Genomic DNA, 16,581 nt, shown 5'->3' on the forward strand with positions numbered 1-16,581 from the left:
GACCCCATGAAATTCAGTTCACAGACCCTGCGCACGTTCACCACCCTGCACACCTGGGTTGGCCTGGTCGCCGGCTTCGGGCTGTTCGTGGCGTTCTATGCCGGCGCGCTGACCCTGTTCCACCACGACCTCCCGCTGTGGCAGACGCCAGGCGCGGCAACCGCGCTGCCGGCCGGCCTGGATGATGCGCAGTACCTGCTCGACGACGTGCTGGCCACGCACGCGGAAGCGCGTCGCCACGTCGGCATGACCTTCCCGGGCGCCGATCATCCGCAGCCGCTGGCCTACTGGCAGGCCGAGGACGGCAGCTGGCGCTATGCATGGCCGGGACAGACCGGCGGCAGCCCGACGCCACCGCAGACCGGGCTGGCCGAACTGGTCAACGAACTGCATTACAGCCTGGGCCTGCCGGTGGCCGGCATCTATGTGATGGGCATCGTCAGCCTGCTGTACGGCATGGCCCTGCTCAGCGGCCTGGTGATCCACCTGCCCAAGCTGCTGGGCGATCTGTTTGCACTGCGCCCGGGCCGCAATCTCAAGCAGCAGTGGCAGGACGCGCACAACGTGATCGGCGTGCTCAGCCTGCCGTTCCATCTGATGTTCGCGGTAACCGGCGCCCTGCTCTGCCTGGTGTTCATGCAGATGGCCGTACTCAATCCCCTGATCTACGACGGCAAGGCCCTGCAGGCAGTGCCGACGGCGATGGACACCGCGCCGCTGCGCGAAGCCAGTGGCATTCCGGCTGCACCGGGCAGCCTGCGCGAACTGCACGCACGGGCGCTGGAAGTGGCGCGCGCGCAGGGCGTGGCCAACTTTGAACCGGCCTACCTGAAACTGGCCAATGGCGGCGATGCCAACGCGACCATCGAGATCACCGGCGAGGCCAGCGGCACGCTCGGCCCACTTGGTGCTGTCGCGCTGGATGTCGAAAGCGGCCGCGTGCTGGCCAGCCAGCTGCCCGGCCAACGCGATGCCAACCACGCCACGCTGAGTGCCGCCTATGCCCTGCACTTCGGCGAGTTCGGCAACGGCGTGGTGGTCTGGCTGTACTTCCTGCTCGGCCTCGGCGGCGCCTTCCTGTTCTATTCGGGCAATCTGCTGTGGATCGAGTCGCGCCGCAAGCGCCGTCAGCCGCAGCAGTCACGCACGGCCGTCAACATGGCGCGGGCCACGGTGGGTGTCTGCATCGGCCTGTGCGTGGCGATCTCGGTGGCCTTCGTGGCCGCACTGGTACTGGAGCGGGTCGCCCCTGCCCAGGTCGACCACGGCATCCGCTGGGCCTGCTTCGTGACCTGGGCCGCGTGTGCGCTGTGGGCAGCCCTGCGCCGCCCGGCACAGGCGGCACGCGAGCTGCTGTGGGCCGCGGCGATCAGCACCGCGCTGGTGCCGGTGGCACACGGCGCCCTCAACGGGGACTGGCTGTGGTTGGCCGCCGCACGCGGCCACTGGCCGTTGTTCTGGATCGATGCGATGGCATTGGCGATGGCCTTTGGTTTTGCCCGCCTGGCGTATGCGAGCCAGCGACGGGCCCGCAACGGCGATCCGAACAGCGTGTGGGCAAACTGATCACCCGCCATCGATGATCGGGTTGCAGCGCCAGGCAGGGCCCGGCGCTGCCAGAACCGCTCAGTCGCCGACGCGGGCCTTCTGCCATGGAGCCAGCATGGCGTTGAGCAGGCTGGCCTGCTCGTCGTCACCGGTCAGCTCCCACATGAAGACACCGGCCAGGCCCTGCTCGCGCGCGAACTGCGCCCGCAGCCCGATCGAACGCGGGTCTTCATAGCTGATGAAGATCTTCTCGGTCGGGTTGTACAGCCAAGGGCTCTGCGCCTGCGGCTGCCAGTGTTTGTTCCAGCCCGGCTGGTCGAGATAGCGCGCCTTGATCACCCGCCAGTCACCGGCATCGGCCGGAGCGCTGTAGGCTTGGTACAAGCCATCTGCCGACTCGCCGGTGACCTTGAAACCGCGCCCATAGAACGGCACGCCCAGCACCAGCTTGCTCGCCGGTACGCCGTGCTCGCGGTAGTACTGCACGGCACCGGCGACGTTGTTCCAGCGCCGCAGTTCCGGCGCCAGCGGGTCAGCAGGCACTTCATGCAGGGGGGCATTGAAGGTCGACACCGAGGAGAAGCCGGTGCCCATGTCGTAGCTCATCAGGTTGATGAAATCGAACACCTTGGCCAACGCCGGCAGATCGTAGCTGGCGGCGGGATCGTACGGACCGTCAGTCTGCAGGCGACCTGCCGCCAGCGCCGCAGTCAGCAGCATCGGCTGCCCCGCTTTTCTGCCACGCGCATCAAGCGCTACGCGGAAGGCCTGCGCAAGCTTGGTCAGGTTGGCACGGTCCTGCGGGCGGTGCGCCAGTTCCTTCGGGCCACCGCTGACCGGGAATTCCCAGTCGATGTCCACGCCATCGAAGCTGCCGGCATGACGCTCGAAGAACAACGCCATGCACGAGTCGACCAAGCGCCTGCGGCTGGCCTCGGTCAGCGCAGCGTCGGAGAATCCGCCCGCGCCCCAGCCACCGATCGAAATCAACGTGCGCAGATGCGGATGCCTGCGCTTGAGCTCGGCCAACGCGGCGAAGTTGGCAGGCGCCTCGGCACCGATCGCACAGCGTCCGTCCTCGATGGTGGAGAACGCATAGAACAGATGGGTGAGTCGTTCGGCCGGGATGCTCGATACCGGATAGCGCTCGGCAGAACCGCCGGGATAGTACGCTCCGAAGATCGGCGGTTGCGCGGGTTGCGCCTGTGCGGCAATGGGCAGGGTACCGGCGATCAGCACTGCAAGTACGGCCAAGGTCTGGCGGAACATGGAAACTCCCGGGTCGAAGGCGCAGCCACGTTAGCAAACAGATCGGCCCAGGGTGCGGATGTCCGTGCAAGTCGTCCGCTGGACAGTGGCCGGCCACTGGAAGCTGACACGGTCGTGGCTGCGCAACGTCGAAAGCACTTCGCTGCAGGACAACACACGACCTGCCTGGGCTAAGGTGGCGCTGGATCTTCAATGGCACACGGACATGACCGCAGACCACGACGCAGACGACGAACTGCTGGACGACGAAACCCTCGAAAAGCTGCAGGCAATGGAAGCGCGTGCCTATGCGGCGTTCGATGCTGGCGACCTGGCGGAAGCCACCACCCTGTTCGGCGAGCTGATCGAACTCACACCCGAACTGCCCAATCTGCACTACATGCGCGGGTTGGCGCACAAGTACCTGCGCGACTGGCCGGCATCGCTGCAGGACAACCTGCGCTCGGAACAGCTGCGCGATGCATTCGACGAGGCCACCGCATGGAATGCCGGCATTGCCGCCACCGGCGCCGGTGACTGGGCAGAGGCGCGCCGGCAATGGACCCGTTGCGGCATCACACTGCCAGAGGGCGAAGGCCCAATCGACGGCAATTTCGGCGTTGCCTGTGTCCGCTTGAATCCGTGGTCCAGCGGCGAGACCGTGTACATGCGCCGATTGGATCCGGTGCGTGCACGGGTGGAGAACGTACCGCTGCCTGAGAGCGGGTTCCGCTTCGGCGACATCGTGCTGCATGACGGCGCATCCACTGGGCAGCGCAGCCATGGTGAGCGTCAGGTACCGGTGTTCAACGCCATGCAGCGTCTGCAGCCATCGGACATGGCAACCCATGCCGTGTTCGTGCAGTGCGACGGGCCAGAGGACATTGACGCGTTGCGTGCGCTGACTTTGCCGGGCATCGGTCTGGTCGAGGACTGGACCCAGTCAGTGCGTCACCTGTGCCTGCGCTGCAGCTATGGCACGCCGCACCAGCACGATGACGACCGTGGCGAGGACGAGACCCGTGATGATGACGATCGCTGGGAGAGCGAACGCAACCTCGGTATCGCCGCACAGGGCCGGGCCCCAGTGGAGACGCTGATGGCGGTATGGACGGCTGCAGGCAGGGGGCGCGTGTTGGAGGCGATTGAACAGCGCGAGCATCCGCTTCCGGAGCCGGAGCCCGGCCAGGTGTGGTGGCTGGGGCACGAAGAAGAACAGCCCGTGTAGCGCTGAGCCTTGCAGCGCAAGGCCTTCAGAATTCTTCAGGGGGATTTCCAGCACTTCAGCCGGTGCTCTGGCCCAATCGGGCTCCTTTCGATGGAGCCCGATCATGCGTTCACTCCTGGCCATTTCAGGCCTGCTGGCATCTCTTCTCAGCCTGCCCTGCGCTGCCGCCCCGCCCGACCCTGCACGCATGCAGGCGCTGGAACACGCGATTGCCAGCGATGAACTGAAGCAGATCCGCAGCGTGCTGCTGCAGGTGGACGGCAGGGTCGTCTACGAGGGCTACTTCAATGGCGCCGATGCGCAGACCCTGCACGACGTGCGTTCGGCCAGCAAGAGCGTAACCGCGCTGCTGGTGGGGGCTGCCATTGGCGAGGGCAAGCTGCCGGGCGTACACGCCCGCGTCTATGACTACTTCCCCGCCTACACCGCCCTCCATCCGGTGGACCCGCGCCTGCGCCAGACCACGGTGGAAGATCTGCTGACCATGAGTTCCCTGTGGGAGTGCGATGACGAGAATGCGTTCTCGGCAGGCCACGAAGAGCGCATGTACGTGACCGAACGCTGGCTCGATTTCACCCTGGGGTTGCCGGTTAAAGGATTCGCACCATGGATGCCGCGTCCGGCAGACAGCCCGCACGGGCGCGCCTTCGCCTACTGCACCGCCAATTCCTTCGTGCTCGGCACCGTGCTGGAACAGGCGACCGGTCAGCCGCTGGCAGACTACGCCGCGCGCGTGCTGGAGCGACCGCTGGGGATCACGGAAAGCCACTGGAACCGTTCGCCCGAGGGCATCGGCATGGGTGGCGGCGGGACCCGCTACCGCAGCCGCGATCTAGCCAGGCTGGGCCAACTGGTACTCGATGGCGGCCGCTGGCAGGGCCGACAACTTCTGCCGCCCGACTACATCGCCGCCATGATCCAACCGCAGGCACAGGCCGGTGATGGCAGTGACTACGGCTATCAATGGTGGGGATTGAAACTGGTGCTCGACGGCAAGCCACAGACGGTGTGGGCAATGTCCGGCAATGGCGGCAACTACGTCTTCGTGCTGCCGCAGCTTCGCGCGGTGGCCGTGATCACCAGCCAGGCCTACAACCGCAGCCTGGCCCACCCACAGTCGCGACGGATTCTCACCGAGTTCCTGTTGCCGGCGCTGCGCTGAGGCCCGAGAGGTCGGCGGGACGCCAGTCGGCAGCCAGTACCCGGCTACGTTGGCGTGCGATGTCGGCATCGATGCGCGCCAGCAGTGGCGCCCATCCCGAAGTGCTGTGCAAGGGCGCGAACAGCGGCGTGGCGCGCAGCCACGCCGCATCGCGGAAGCCATCATTGACCGCCTGCTGAAGCGCCGCCATCGCCGCAGCGGTGTTGCCTGACGCCTGCAGCAGCAGAGCCCGCTCCAGAGCGGCGTCGGACCAGCCATCACCGGCCTGTGCCTGCAGCGACGTGAGGCGGTTGCCGATCCATTCCGTTGATGGGCCCGGCACTGCGTACAGCATGGCAAGGGTCTGCCCGAACGACTGCTGCGGACGCAGTTGGCGGCCCTGCTCGAAGGCAGCGGCAGCGGCGGCGCGATCCCCGGCCTGCAGCGCCAATTCGCCCTGCAGTCGCAGCAGTTGTGGATGCGGGGTGCCGCGCGACAGCGCTTCGGAGAGCGCCTGCCTGGCGGGCCCGGATGCACCCGCTGCGAACAGGCTGCGCGGCCAGGCAATGTTGGCAAAGACGTTGTCGGGGTACAGCTGGAAGTTCCGCGCATGCCGCTGTGCCGCCGCCTGGGTGAAGCCCAGCAACTCCAGTTCACGTGCCACCTGCACGTCGCGGAAACGCAGGCGCTCGGGCGCCTTGAGTGCGAGGTTGTCACGCAACGCAAGAACGAGATGGCCCTGCTCCTGGTGCAGATAGGCCAGTGATGCGCGCGCGCGCTCATCTGCTGGATCCAGCTGGATGGCACGCTGGTAATCGGCAATGGCATCACCCATCTGCCCCAGGCAGTCGTAGGCATAACCGCGCAACGCGTATGCCGCACCATCGTCAGAAGCGCGGCGGAGTTCGGCGTCCGCCAACACAAGGGCTTCGTCCACCTGCGCAGCCGAGCCGTTGAACAGGCAGCCCTGCGCGGACAAGGCACGTGACAGCCCGCGTCGTGCGCTGCTGGATTCGGGATCTACCTGCAGCGCCTGCCGGTACAGGGCAATGGCGCGCTCGTTGTTGCCAGCCTGGCCGATGCTGGCGTAGTACTCCGCGCGCTGCAGCAATGCCTGGGCGGCCGGAGGCGATGGCGTAGCAGGCCACAGCAGCACGGTAGCCAGTACGGCAACGGCGGCGGCACCGCCGGCCAGCAAAGGCCACTTGCGTCGTGCAGTTGGCGGCGACGTCGGTTCCAGCGCAACCGGCGCGGCACACAGCTGATAGCCACGTCCGCGCACCGAGCGAATATAGCGCGGGCGGCGACTGTCATCGCCCAGCGCCTGGCGCAGCAGCTTCACCCGCTGGCTGATCGCATCTTCACCCACGACTGCGGGTGCCCAGACCTGTTCGGCCAGGGTGTCGAAATCGACGATGTCGCTACCACGCTCCAGCAGCACTTCGAACAGGCGCCAGCTCAAGCCATGGACCGGCAACGCGACTCCTGCACGGGTGACCCGCTGTGCAGGGCAATCGATTTCAAGGTCGAGCAGACGCAGGCTGTCCATGAGCAAAGCATAGCGGCCGGTGCGGCCGGCGGAACGGCGGGCAAAGAAAAAGCGGGCCGAAGCCCGCTTTTTCATTTCGGCGTGTCAACCAAGGTTGACACCTACCGGCATCGAGGCGTGCCAACCAAGGTTGACACGTACCGTCGATTACTCGGCGGTGGCGCCTTCGCCTTCCTCGACGGCCTTCATCGACAGGCGGATACGGCCCTGCTTGTCGACTTCCAGCACCTTGACCTTGACCACATCGCCTTCCTTCAGCACGTCGCCGACCTTCTCGACGCGGTCGCTGGAGATCTGCGACACGTGGACCAGACCGTCCTTGCCCGGCAGGATGGTGACGAACGCACCGAAGTCCATGATCTTGGCGACCTTGCCTTCGTAGATGCGGCCCGGCTCGACGTCCGAGGTGATCTGCTCGATGCGGGCCTTGGCAGCCTGCGCAGCGATGGCATTGACCGAAGCGATGACGATGGTGCCGTCATCCTGGATGTCGATCTGGGTGCCGGTTTCCTTGGTGATGGCCTGAATGGTCGAACCACCCTTGCCGATCACTTCGCGGATCTTGTCCGGGTGGATCTTGATGGTCAGCAGACGCGGCGCGTAGTCCGACAGCTCTTCGCGCGGAGCGGTCAGGCCGTGGGCCATTTCGCCCAGGATGTGCAGACGGCCAGCCTTGGCCTGCTGCAGAGCCTGCTTCATGATCTCTTCGGTGATGCCTTCGATCTTGATGTCCATCTGCAGGGCGGAGATGCCCTCAGCGGTACCGGCAACCTTGAAGTCCATGTCGCCCAGGTGATCTTCGTCACCCAGGATGTCGGACAGGACGACGAAGCGATCGCCTTCCTTGACCAGACCCATGGCGATACCCGCAACCGGTGCCTTCACCGGCACGCCGGCGTCCATCAGGGCCAGCGACGAGCCGCAGACCGAGGCCATCGACGAGGAGCCGTTGGATTCGGTGATTTCCGACACGACACGGATGGTGTACGGGAAGGATTCCAGCGACGGCATCACTGCCAGCACGCCGCGCTTGGCCAGACGGCCGTGACCGATCTCGCGACGCTTCGGGCCCATCATGCGGCCGGTCTCACCCACCGAGTAGGGGGGGAAGTTGTAATGGAACAGGAAGTTTTCTTTGTACTCACCGGAGACGGCATCGATGACCTGGCCATCACGGGCGGTGCCCAGGGTGATGGTCACGATGGCCTGCGTTTCACCGCGGGTGAACAGCGAGGAACCGTGGGTACGCGGCAGCAGGCCGGTCTTCACGGCGATCGGGCGGACGGTGTCCAGCGCACGGCCGTCGATGCGGACCTTGGTGTCCAGCACCGAGTTGCGCATGGTGCTGTATTCCAGCTCGCCGAATTCCTTCGACAGCTCGGCCGGGTTCCAGCCGTCGGCGGCAACGCGGCCAGCCAGCGACTCGGTCACGTCCTTCTTGATCGCCGAGATGGCGTCGCGGCGCTGCAGCTTGTCACGCACCTGGAAGGCTTCGCCCAGACGCGGGCCGATGGCTTCCTGCAGGGCGCTGATCAGGGCGGTGTTCTTGGCCGGGGCTTCCCAGGTCGACGGCTTGGTGCCGGCTTCGACGGTCAGCTCGTTGATCGCGTTGATGACCTTCTGCATTTCGCGGTGGCCGAAGGTCACAGCGCCCAGCATCACGTCTTCGGACAGCAGCGCGGCTTCGGATTCGACCATCAGCACGGCATTGGCGGTACCGGCGACAACCAGCTCCAGCTCCGAATCCTTCAGTTCGGTCACGGTCGGGTTGAGGATGTACTCACCATTCTTGTAACCGACCTTGGCGGCGGCGATCGGACCCTTGAACGGGGTACCGGCCAGCGACAGCGCAGCCGAGGCACCGATCAGGGCAGCGATGTCACCATCGATGTCCGGGTTCAGCGACATCACCGTGGCGATGATCTGGACTTCGTTCTTGTAGTCTTCCGGGAACAGCGGACGGATCGGACGATCGATCAGACGCGAGATCAGGGTTTCCTTCTCGGTCGCGCGGCCTTCGCGCTTGAAGAAGCCACCCGGGATACGGCCACCGGCGTAGAACTTCTCCTGGTAGTCACAGGTCAGGGGGAAGAAGTCCTGGCCCTCACGCGCGCTCTTGGCGGCAACGGCGGAGACCAGCAGCACGGTGTCGTCGAACTTGACGATGACGGCGCCACCGGCCTGGCGGGCGATTTCGCCGGTCTCAAGCGTGACGGTGTGCTTGCCGTACTGGAAGGTTTTGGTGATTTTTGCCACGGAGGGTGTCCTTGGGGATGCTGTCTGCGAATGGACCGAGGGCGACCCTTGCCGCCAACGGATGACCGGTCGTTCCGATCTGAAAAAGGTATTGCGGTGCTACAAAACAAAACCGCGGCGCATCGCTGCGCCGCGGGGGATTCGTTGCTTAGCGACGCAGGCCAAGCTTCTCGATCAGGGCCTTGTAACGCTCGACGTCCTTCTTCTTCAGGTAGTCGAGCAGGCTGCGGCGGCGGTTGACCATCTGCAGCAGACCGCGGCGGCTGTGGTGATCCTTCTTGTGGGTCTTGAAGTGGCCGGTCAGCAGTTCGATGCGGGCGGTCAGCAGTGCAACCTGGACTTCCGGGGAGCCGGTATCAGCCGAGCTGCGCTTGTTGTCTTCAATGACCTTCTGGGTGTCGATCGACATGTCTTTTTTTCTCTGTGATGCGTGGCCGGCAGGAACGCGCTTTCGCGCACCGCTTGGCTCGCCGTGAACAAACAAAGGGATGAAACCCGCCTTCGGCAGGCTGCCGTAAAACGGCCGCGAAATTGTAACGGCCAGGGGGCTTTGGAACAAGGTCCGGGGCTGAACCGGGCCTCCCCGTTCAGAGGTTGAAGCGACGCTGCGGGGCCAGCAGACCGCCATCATCGACCTGGCCGAGGCCCTGCACCACCGATTCAGGACCGAACACGACCACCAGGCCGCGCGGCCAGGAAGGGTCACGCTGGCGCTGGCCCACGCAGAAGCGCTGGACCTGCTCGGCGTCCAGATCGACCCGTGGATACTCGGATAGGCCCGCCACCAGCGGCAGCAGCAGCGCATCCATGGCGTCCTCGTCCTGTGCTTCCACCAGGGCCCGCAGCTGCTCCAGGGTGACCATCGCCGGCGCGTGGAACGGCTCGACCCACAAGCGACGCAGGGCACTGATGTGCGCGCCGCAGCCCAGCGTTTCACCAAGGTCACGGGCCAGACTGCGGATATAGGTGCCCGAGCCGCAGGTGACCCGCAGCCGCAGCCGCTGGGGCTGCTGCTCCAGTATCTCGATGGCGTGGACCTTGACCTGGCGCTCGGGCGCTTCGATGGCGTCGCCACGGCGGGCCTTCACATAGAGCGGTTCCCCACCCTGCTTGAGCGCGGAATAGATCGGCGCACGCTGCAGGATGTCGCCCAGCAATGGCGTGATCGCCGCCTGCAGGGTCTCAGGGCTGATCGCGGGCACCGGACGCTCGAGCAGCACCTGGCCCTCGGCGTCGTCGGTATCGGTGGTCTGGCCCAGCACGATCTCGGCGTCGTAGGCCTTGGCCGAACCCAGCAGCAGGCCGGCGATCTTGGTGGCCTCGCCGAAGCACAACGGCAACAGGCCGGTGGCCAGCGGGTCAAGGCTGCCGGTGTGGCCACCCTTTTCCGCACGGAACAGGCGACGGGCGACCTGCAGCGCGGCGTTGGAGCTCATGCCGGTGGGCTTGTCGAGCAGCAGGATGCCATCCAGGCGGCGGAACTGAATTCGGGTCATGACAAGTACGGGTAGCGCCGGGCCATGCCCGGCGAGCGCGCAGCGCGGTCTGCATCAGACATCGCGCAGCCGGAATGCAACAACGCCGGGCATGCCCGGCGTCGCGCGGTTATTCTTCGTCGCCTTCGCGACGCTTTTCGGCGGCCACGGTATCGGGCAGGTCGCGCAGCAGATTGTCGATGCGCTCGCCACGATCGACCGAGTCGTCGTAGTGGAAATGCAGCTCCGGCACGTGCCGCAGCTTCATCGCGCGCGCCAGTTCCATGCGCAGGCCCCAGGCCAGTTCCTTCAGGCCCTTCATCGCCTCAACCGAACGTTCCGGCATCAGCGCGGTTACGAACACCTTGGCGTGGGCCATGTCGCGGGTGATTTCCACGTCGGACACGCTCACCGAGGGCAACCCATGCTCTCGCACGGCGTTGTGCACCAGGGTGCCGAGTTCACGGCGCAGCTGGGCGGAGACACGGTCGGTTCGATGGAAAGTCTTGGGCACGCGGCAGGCTCTTGATTCGATTGTGGCCCGACCAAGGTCAGGCCCTACAGTTTACGGGATGAAACGAGACCGGCCCGTGAGGGCCGGTCCGTTGCAGCATTACAGGGTGCGCGGCACTTCGATACGCTCGAAGCACTCGATCTGGTCACCCGGCTTGACGTCGTTGTAGGCCTTCACCGCGATACCACACTCGGTACCGTTGCGGACTTCCTCGACGTTTTCCTTGAAGCGGCGCAGCGATTCCAGCTCGCCTTCGAAGATCACCACGCTGTCGCGCAGGACGCGGATCGGCTTGTTGCGCTTGACCACACCCTCGATGACCATGCTGCCGGCGACGGCACCCAGCTTGGAGCTGCGGAAGACGTCGCGGACCTCGGCGATACCGATGATCTCTTCGCGGATCTCCACGCCCAGCAGACCGGAGGCCACCTGCTTCACCTGATCGATCACGTCATAGATGATCGAGAAGTAACGCAGGTCCACGCCGTTGGATTCGATGATGCGACGGGCCGAAGCATCCGCACGCACGTTGAAGCCGATGACGGTGGCCTTCGAAGCGGCGGCCGAATTGGCGTCCGACTCGGTGATGCCGCCCACGCCGGAGTGGATCACGTTGATGCGGATGTCGTCGTTGGACAGCGCCACCAGGGCCTGGCTCAACGCCTGCACCGAACCCTGCACGTCGGCCTTGATGACCAGGTTGAGAACCTGCTGGCCCTCGCCCTTGCCCAGGGTCGCCATGATGTCTTCCATGCGGCTGCCAGCGGTGGCGACCAGGCGCGATTCGCGGCGCTTGGTCTCACGCTGCTGGGCAACGTCCTTGGCCAGACGCTCGTCGTCGACGACGACGAAGTCGTCACCGGCTTCCGGCACGCCGGACAGGCCCAGGACCTGCACCGGGATGGACGGGCCAGCGAACTCCGGCTGCTTGCCGGTTTCGTCGAACAGCGCACGCACGCGGCCGTACTGGATACCGCACACCAGGTAATCGCCCTTCTTCAGGCGGCCCTGCTGCACCAGCACCGTCGCGATCGGGCCACGGCCCTTGTCCAGCGACGATTCGATGACTACGCCGTTGGCACGACCCTCGTCGACCGCCTTCAGTTCCAGCAGCTCAGCCTGGACCGAAACAGCTTCCAGCAGATCGTCGATGCCCAGGCCGGTCTTGGCCGAGATCTCCACCATCTGGGTGTCGCCACCAAAGTCTTCGGCCACGACCTGCTCGGAGAGCAGCTCGTTCTTGACCCGCATCGGGTCGGCACCGGACTTGTCGATCTTGTTGATCGCCACGATCAGCGGCACACCCGCCGAACGGGCGTGCTGGATCGCTTCCTTGGTCTGCGGCATGACGCCGTCATCGGCAGCCACGACCAGCACCACGATGTCGGTCAGCTTGGCACCACGGGCACGCATCGAGGTGAACGCGGCGTGGCCCGGGGTATCCAGGAAGCTGATGACGCCCTTCGGCGTTTCAACGTGGTACGCACCGATGTGCTGGGTGATGCCGCCGGCTTCGCCGGTGGCGACCTTGGTGCGACGGATGTAATCCAGCAGCGAGGTCTTGCCGTGGTCGACGTGGCCCATGATGGTGACCACCGGCGGACGCTGCACGGCCTCGCCCTTGTTCTCACCCGCCGATGCCAACAGCGCGTCTTCGGCGTCGTTGTCGCTGGCGCGGATTGCCTTGTGACCCAGCTCTTCGGTGACCAGTGCGGCGGTGTCGTGATCGATGGACTGGGTGATGGTGGCCATCACGCCCATCTTGAACAGCGCCTTCACCACCTCGCCGCCCTTCAGCGCGAGCTTCTGCGCCAGGTCGGCCACGGTGATGGTGTCGCCGATCGCCACTTCACGCACGACCGGTGCGGTCGGACGTTCGAAGGCGTGCGGGCCGGAGTTGCCACCGCCGCGCGACATGTCGCGACGGCCGGACGTCGGACGGCTGCCCGGGCGACCACGGTTGTTGCTGTTGTTGCTGTTGCCACGGCGCGCACGATCGGCGGCGGACAGGTGCATCTGACCGGCAAAGCGGTCACCCGGTCCACGCTCGTTGCGCGGCGCGTTGCGGTTGTTGCGGTCGTCGCTGCGCGGCGGCGCTGCACTACGCGGAGCAGCCGGGGCTGCAGCCGGAGCGCGCGGCGGGCGCGGCGCGGTTTCGTCGATAGGAGCACGCACCTTGGGCTTGCTGGCAGCCAGGGCCTCGGCAGCCTTGGCGGCAACCGCAGCTTCCTCGGCCGCCTTCTTCTCGGCCTCGGCACGCTCCTTGGCAGCGACTTCTTCCTCGCGCTTGCGGACGATTTCCTCGTCACGCAGGCGGTCCTTCTCGGCCAGTGCCTGCTGCTCGGCAAGGTTGCGTGCGCGCGACTCTTCCAGCTTGCGCAGGATGTCGGCACGCTCTTCGTCCGGGGTCATCGCGCGACCACCATCGGCCTTGACGTAGGTGCGCTTCTGGCGCACTTCCACGTTCACGGTTGTCTTGCTGCGACCGGAATTGACCGTCACTTCCTGCTGCTTGCGACGGTTGAGGGTGATCTTCTTGGCAGACTGATCAGTCTCTTCCGGGGCCTGCTCGGGCTTGCCATGCGAGCGACGAAGGAAGCCCAGGAGCTTCACTTTCTCGGAGCTGGTCACGACCTGGTCGGGACCGCTGAACTTCATGCCGGCACCAGCCAGCTGTTCCAGCAGTTTTTCGACCGGTGTATTGACCAGTTCAGCAAGCTTGCGGATGGTGGTTTGCTGCGACATTCGGATCCTATGATCTTGTGGGCGCCCCCCCGCATCTGGAGGTGGCGCGGATTCTACGCCCTGATCGGCTCAGGGCCCTGTTCATTGCCGGCTCATTCGCCGCGTTCCAGTCGGGCGATTTCCTCGGCACGCGCGGCCAGGATCAGCGCCGCGGCGCGCTCCTGGTCCAGCCCTTCGATGCCGAAGTCCATGACCTCGTCGGCGGCCAGGTCGGACAAGTCCTCGCTGGTACGCACGCCGTGGCCGGCCAACGCATATGCGGTGGCTTCGTCCATGCCCTTCAGGGACAGCAGGTCCTGCGCCGGCTGGCCGTCCTCCAGGCCTTCCTCGACTGCCAGGGCCTCATTGAGCAGCGCATCGCGGGCACGTGCGCGCAGCTCTTCGACGATGTCTTCGTCGAAACCTTCCACGGCCAGCAGTTCGCCGACCGGTACATATGCAATTTCCTCGACCGTGCCGAAGCCTTCGCTGACCAGGATGCCGGCGATTTCCTCGTCCACTTCCAGCTTGTCCATGAACAGCTGGCGGGCCGAAGCCTGCTCGGCTTCCGACTTGGCGGTCACCTGGTCCTGGGTCATCACGTTCAGCTGCCAACCGGTCAGGCGGCTGGCCAGACGCACGTTCTGGCCGCCCTTGCCGATCGCCTGGGCCAGGCGGTCTTCAGCAACAGCCAGGTCCATCGAATGCTTGTCTTCATCGACGATGATCGACTGCACTTCAGCCGGCGCCATCGCATTGATGACGAAGTTGGCCGGGTTCTCGTTCCACAGGACGATGTCCACGCGCTCGCCATTGAGCTCGTTGGACACGGCCTGCACGCGCGAACCACGCATGCCGATGCAGGCGCCGATCGGATCGGTGCGGGCATCGTGGGCGAGCACGGCGATCTTGGCGCGGTCGCCCGGGTCGCGGGCACAGGCCTTGATTTCCACCAGGCCCTGGCCGACTTCCGGCACTTCCAGCTTGAACAGCTCGATCATGAATTCCGGGGCGGCGCGGCTGATGAACAGCTGCGGGCCACGCGGTTCCGAACGCACTTCGGCCAGGTAACCGCGGACGCGGTCGCCGGCACGCAGGACGTCACGCGGAATGCCCTTGTCCTTCGGAATGAAACCCTCGGCGTTGCCGCCAAGGTCGACATAGATGTTGCCGCGCTCGGCGCGCTTGACCACACCGGTGATCAGCTCGCCCACACGGTCGGCCCACGCATCGACCACCTGCTGGCGCTCGGCTTCGCGCACGCGCTGCACGATCACCTGCTTGGCGGCCTGGGCGGCGATACGACCGAAGTCGGGGTTCTCGATCTGCTCTTCGATGTAATCGCCGACGTCCACGCCTTCGGCTTCGTCGACCGCATCCATCAGGCGGATCTGGCGATCCGGCGATTCCATCACCACGTCATCGGCCACCACTTCCCAGCGGCGGTAGGTTTCGTAGTTGCCATCCTTGTGGTCGATGACCACGCGGGTCAGCACTTCCTCGTCGGGATAGCGCTTCTTCGCTGCCGAGGCCAGGGCGGCCTCGATGGCATCGAAGATCACTTCACGCGGCACGCCCTTCTCGTTGGCGACCGCGTCCACTACCAGCAACAGTTCCTTGCTCATTGGCTCACTCCGCGCGCGGCTTCTTTGCCGCCGGCTCGTTGGAAGAAGAATTCTTGTTCGGCTTCGGACGCTTCGGCGCCGGACCGGTCGGCTTGCTCGGGGCCAGCCCCAGCGCCACCCAGTCAGGCATGATCCGCGCCTTGTCGATGTTGTCGGCCGACACCACCAGTGCGGTGTTGTCGACGATGAAGGTGATGCTGCCCTGCGCCTCGTCGATCGCGTCGATGCGACCCTGCAGACGACGGCGGTTTTCCTGCGGCAGCTTCAGCGTGACCTTGGCCGATTCGCCGAGGTGACGACCGAACTGCTCCAGGTTGAACAGCGGGCGATCCACGCCCGGCGAGGAGACTTCCAGCGTGTAATTGCCGCTGATCGGGTCCTCGACGTCCATCTGTGCCGAGACTTCGCGGCTTACCCGCTCACAGTCGTCCACATTGATGATGCGCTCCGGCTGTTCCGCCAGCGGCACGTCGATGTAAAGGCGAAGGGTCGCACCGCCGGGGGCCGGCAGATACTCAACGCCCAGCAGCTCCAGGCCCAGCGACACAACGGTCGGGGCGAGCAGATTCGCGATGTCGGTTGCCTTGTCGCTCACAGCCTGCCTTGATCTCTTGGTTGGGTGCCGGCCTTGGCCAGCATGGAAACATGACGCCCCGAAAACGACGAAGGGCCCGCTGGGCCCCTTTTCCGGAAAGACTCCGGTGACTGGATTCCGGTTGCAACGCGCTGAACAAGCGTGTTGCGGCCCTCCTTCCGGGTGGACCTCCGATGGGGAGTGCCGCCGTCAGGGGTACTTCTAGGCCGCTGATGATAGCCCCTGCACCGCTCTGGTGCAAGGCTGCGACCGTCCTGAAACCCTTCGCTGCGCTCGCCAGGCATAGCCCGGCGGATCGGCAGAAGCCGCAAAGAAAAACGCCCTCGAAGCAGAGCTTCGAAGGCGTATTCTTTACTTGGTAGCGGGGGCAGGATTTGAACCTGCGACCTTCGGGTTATGAGCCCGACGAGCTGCCAGACTGCTCCACCCCGCATCAGAAGCGGAATTATGAGGGATAACTTCAAAACATGCAAGCTTTTCCTCATTCATCGAATTGGTTGGCGCCGATTCGATGTGTTGGTAGCGGGGGCAGGATTTGAACCTGCGACCTTCGGGTTATGAGCCCGACGAGCTGCCAGACTGCTCCACCCCGCACCGGAAGTGTTTGAACCGCTGCCCCACTCTGGCGAGTGGAGGCGCTCCGCAACGATGTTCTGGCTGAACCGCTGCAGTGACAAC

At 65.3% G+C, this 16,581-nt stretch carries 12 protein-coding genes and 2 tRNA genes; 3 read left to right on the top strand and 11 right to left on the bottom strand.

Translation table 11 applies throughout. The annotated features are described in order from the left end of the window. The first annotated feature begins 6 nt into the window (after positions 1–6). Positions 7–1,566, top strand: coding sequence for a PepSY-associated TM helix domain-containing protein (locus tag ACQ5SA_RS05155; RefSeq protein ID WP_499312995.1), 1,560 nt, complete (start codon positions 7–9; stop codon positions 1,564–1,566). A 60-nt stretch (positions 1,567–1,626) separates the two neighbouring features. Here ACQ5SA_RS05155 and ACQ5SA_RS05160 read toward each other — a convergent pair whose 3' ends face one another. Continuing rightward, complete coding sequence (locus tag ACQ5SA_RS05160) at positions 1,627–2,817, bottom strand: glycoside hydrolase family 18 protein (RefSeq protein WP_499312997.1); 1,191 nt, start codon at positions 2,815–2,817, stop codon at positions 1,627–1,629. 205 nt (positions 2,818–3,022) lie between these two features. On the opposite strand from ACQ5SA_RS05160, the gene ACQ5SA_RS05165 reads away from it, so the two are divergent. Further along, on the top strand, positions 3,023–4,024 hold the full coding sequence (locus ACQ5SA_RS05165) for a tetratricopeptide repeat protein (protein ID WP_499312999.1): 1,002 nt from the start codon (positions 3,023–3,025) through the stop codon (positions 4,022–4,024). A gap of 103 nt (positions 4,025–4,127) precedes the next feature. Next, on the top strand, positions 4,128–5,186 hold the full coding sequence (locus ACQ5SA_RS05170) for a serine hydrolase domain-containing protein (RefSeq protein ID WP_499313000.1): 1,059 nt from the start codon (positions 4,128–4,130) through the stop codon (positions 5,184–5,186). Here the strand turns inward: ACQ5SA_RS05170 and ACQ5SA_RS05175 are convergent. The 10 genes from ACQ5SA_RS05175 to ACQ5SA_RS05220 form a co-directional block, all read right to left on the bottom strand. After that, positions 5,155–6,714 carry a winged helix-turn-helix domain-containing protein gene (locus ACQ5SA_RS05175; protein ID WP_499313002.1) on the bottom strand — a complete coding sequence of 520 codons (1,560 nt, stop codon included), beginning with the start codon at positions 6,712–6,714 and terminating at the stop codon, positions 5,155–5,157. The genes ACQ5SA_RS05170 and ACQ5SA_RS05175 overlap by 32 nt on opposite strands. Before the next feature lie 147 nt (positions 6,715–6,861). Then, on the bottom strand, positions 6,862–8,970 hold the full coding sequence (gene pnp / locus ACQ5SA_RS05180; RefSeq protein WP_230112437.1) for a polyribonucleotide nucleotidyltransferase: 2,109 nt from the start codon (positions 8,968–8,970) through the stop codon (positions 6,862–6,864). A 148-nt stretch (positions 8,971–9,118) separates the two neighbouring features. Then, positions 9,119–9,379: a 30S ribosomal protein S15 gene (gene rpsO / locus ACQ5SA_RS05185; protein ID WP_005410445.1), complete on the bottom strand. Its 261-nt coding sequence runs from the start codon at positions 9,377–9,379 to the stop codon at positions 9,119–9,121. A 178-nt stretch (positions 9,380–9,557) separates the two neighbouring features. Then, positions 9,558–10,466: a tRNA pseudouridine(55) synthase TruB gene (gene truB, locus ACQ5SA_RS05190; protein WP_353098927.1), complete on the bottom strand. Its 909-nt coding sequence runs from the start codon at positions 10,464–10,466 to the stop codon at positions 9,558–9,560. 109 nt (positions 10,467–10,575) lie between these two features. Further along, entirely contained in the window at positions 10,576–10,959 is a 384-nt protein-coding gene (gene rbfA, locus ACQ5SA_RS05195) for a 30S ribosome-binding factor RbfA (protein ID WP_089236289.1), read from the bottom strand. 99 nt (positions 10,960–11,058) lie between these two features. Further along, complete coding sequence (gene infB / locus ACQ5SA_RS05200; protein ID WP_499313005.1) at positions 11,059–13,704, bottom strand: translation initiation factor IF-2; 2,646 nt, start codon at positions 13,702–13,704, stop codon at positions 11,059–11,061. 92 nt (positions 13,705–13,796) lie between these two features. After that, positions 13,797–15,308, bottom strand: a complete 1,512-nt coding sequence (gene nusA, locus ACQ5SA_RS05205) for a transcription termination factor NusA (protein WP_499313007.1) — start codon at positions 15,306–15,308, stop codon at positions 13,797–13,799. A 4-nt stretch (positions 15,309–15,312) separates the two neighbouring features. Further along, positions 15,313–15,903 carry a ribosome maturation factor RimP gene (gene rimP, locus ACQ5SA_RS05210; protein ID WP_089236292.1) on the bottom strand — a complete coding sequence of 197 codons (591 nt, stop codon included), beginning with the start codon at positions 15,901–15,903 and terminating at the stop codon, positions 15,313–15,315. A 356-nt stretch (positions 15,904–16,259) separates the two neighbouring features. After that, a tRNA-Met gene (locus tag ACQ5SA_RS05215) sits at positions 16,260–16,336 on the bottom strand. An 84-nt stretch (positions 16,337–16,420) separates the two neighbouring features. After that, positions 16,421–16,497: transfer RNA gene (locus tag ACQ5SA_RS05220), tRNA-Met, on the bottom strand. Positions 16,498–16,581 lie beyond the last annotated feature (84 nt).

Source organism: Stenotrophomonas indicatrix (genome assembly GCF_050573115.1).
Lineage (GTDB): Bacteria > Pseudomonadota > Gammaproteobacteria > Xanthomonadales > Xanthomonadaceae > Stenotrophomonas > Stenotrophomonas lactitubi_A.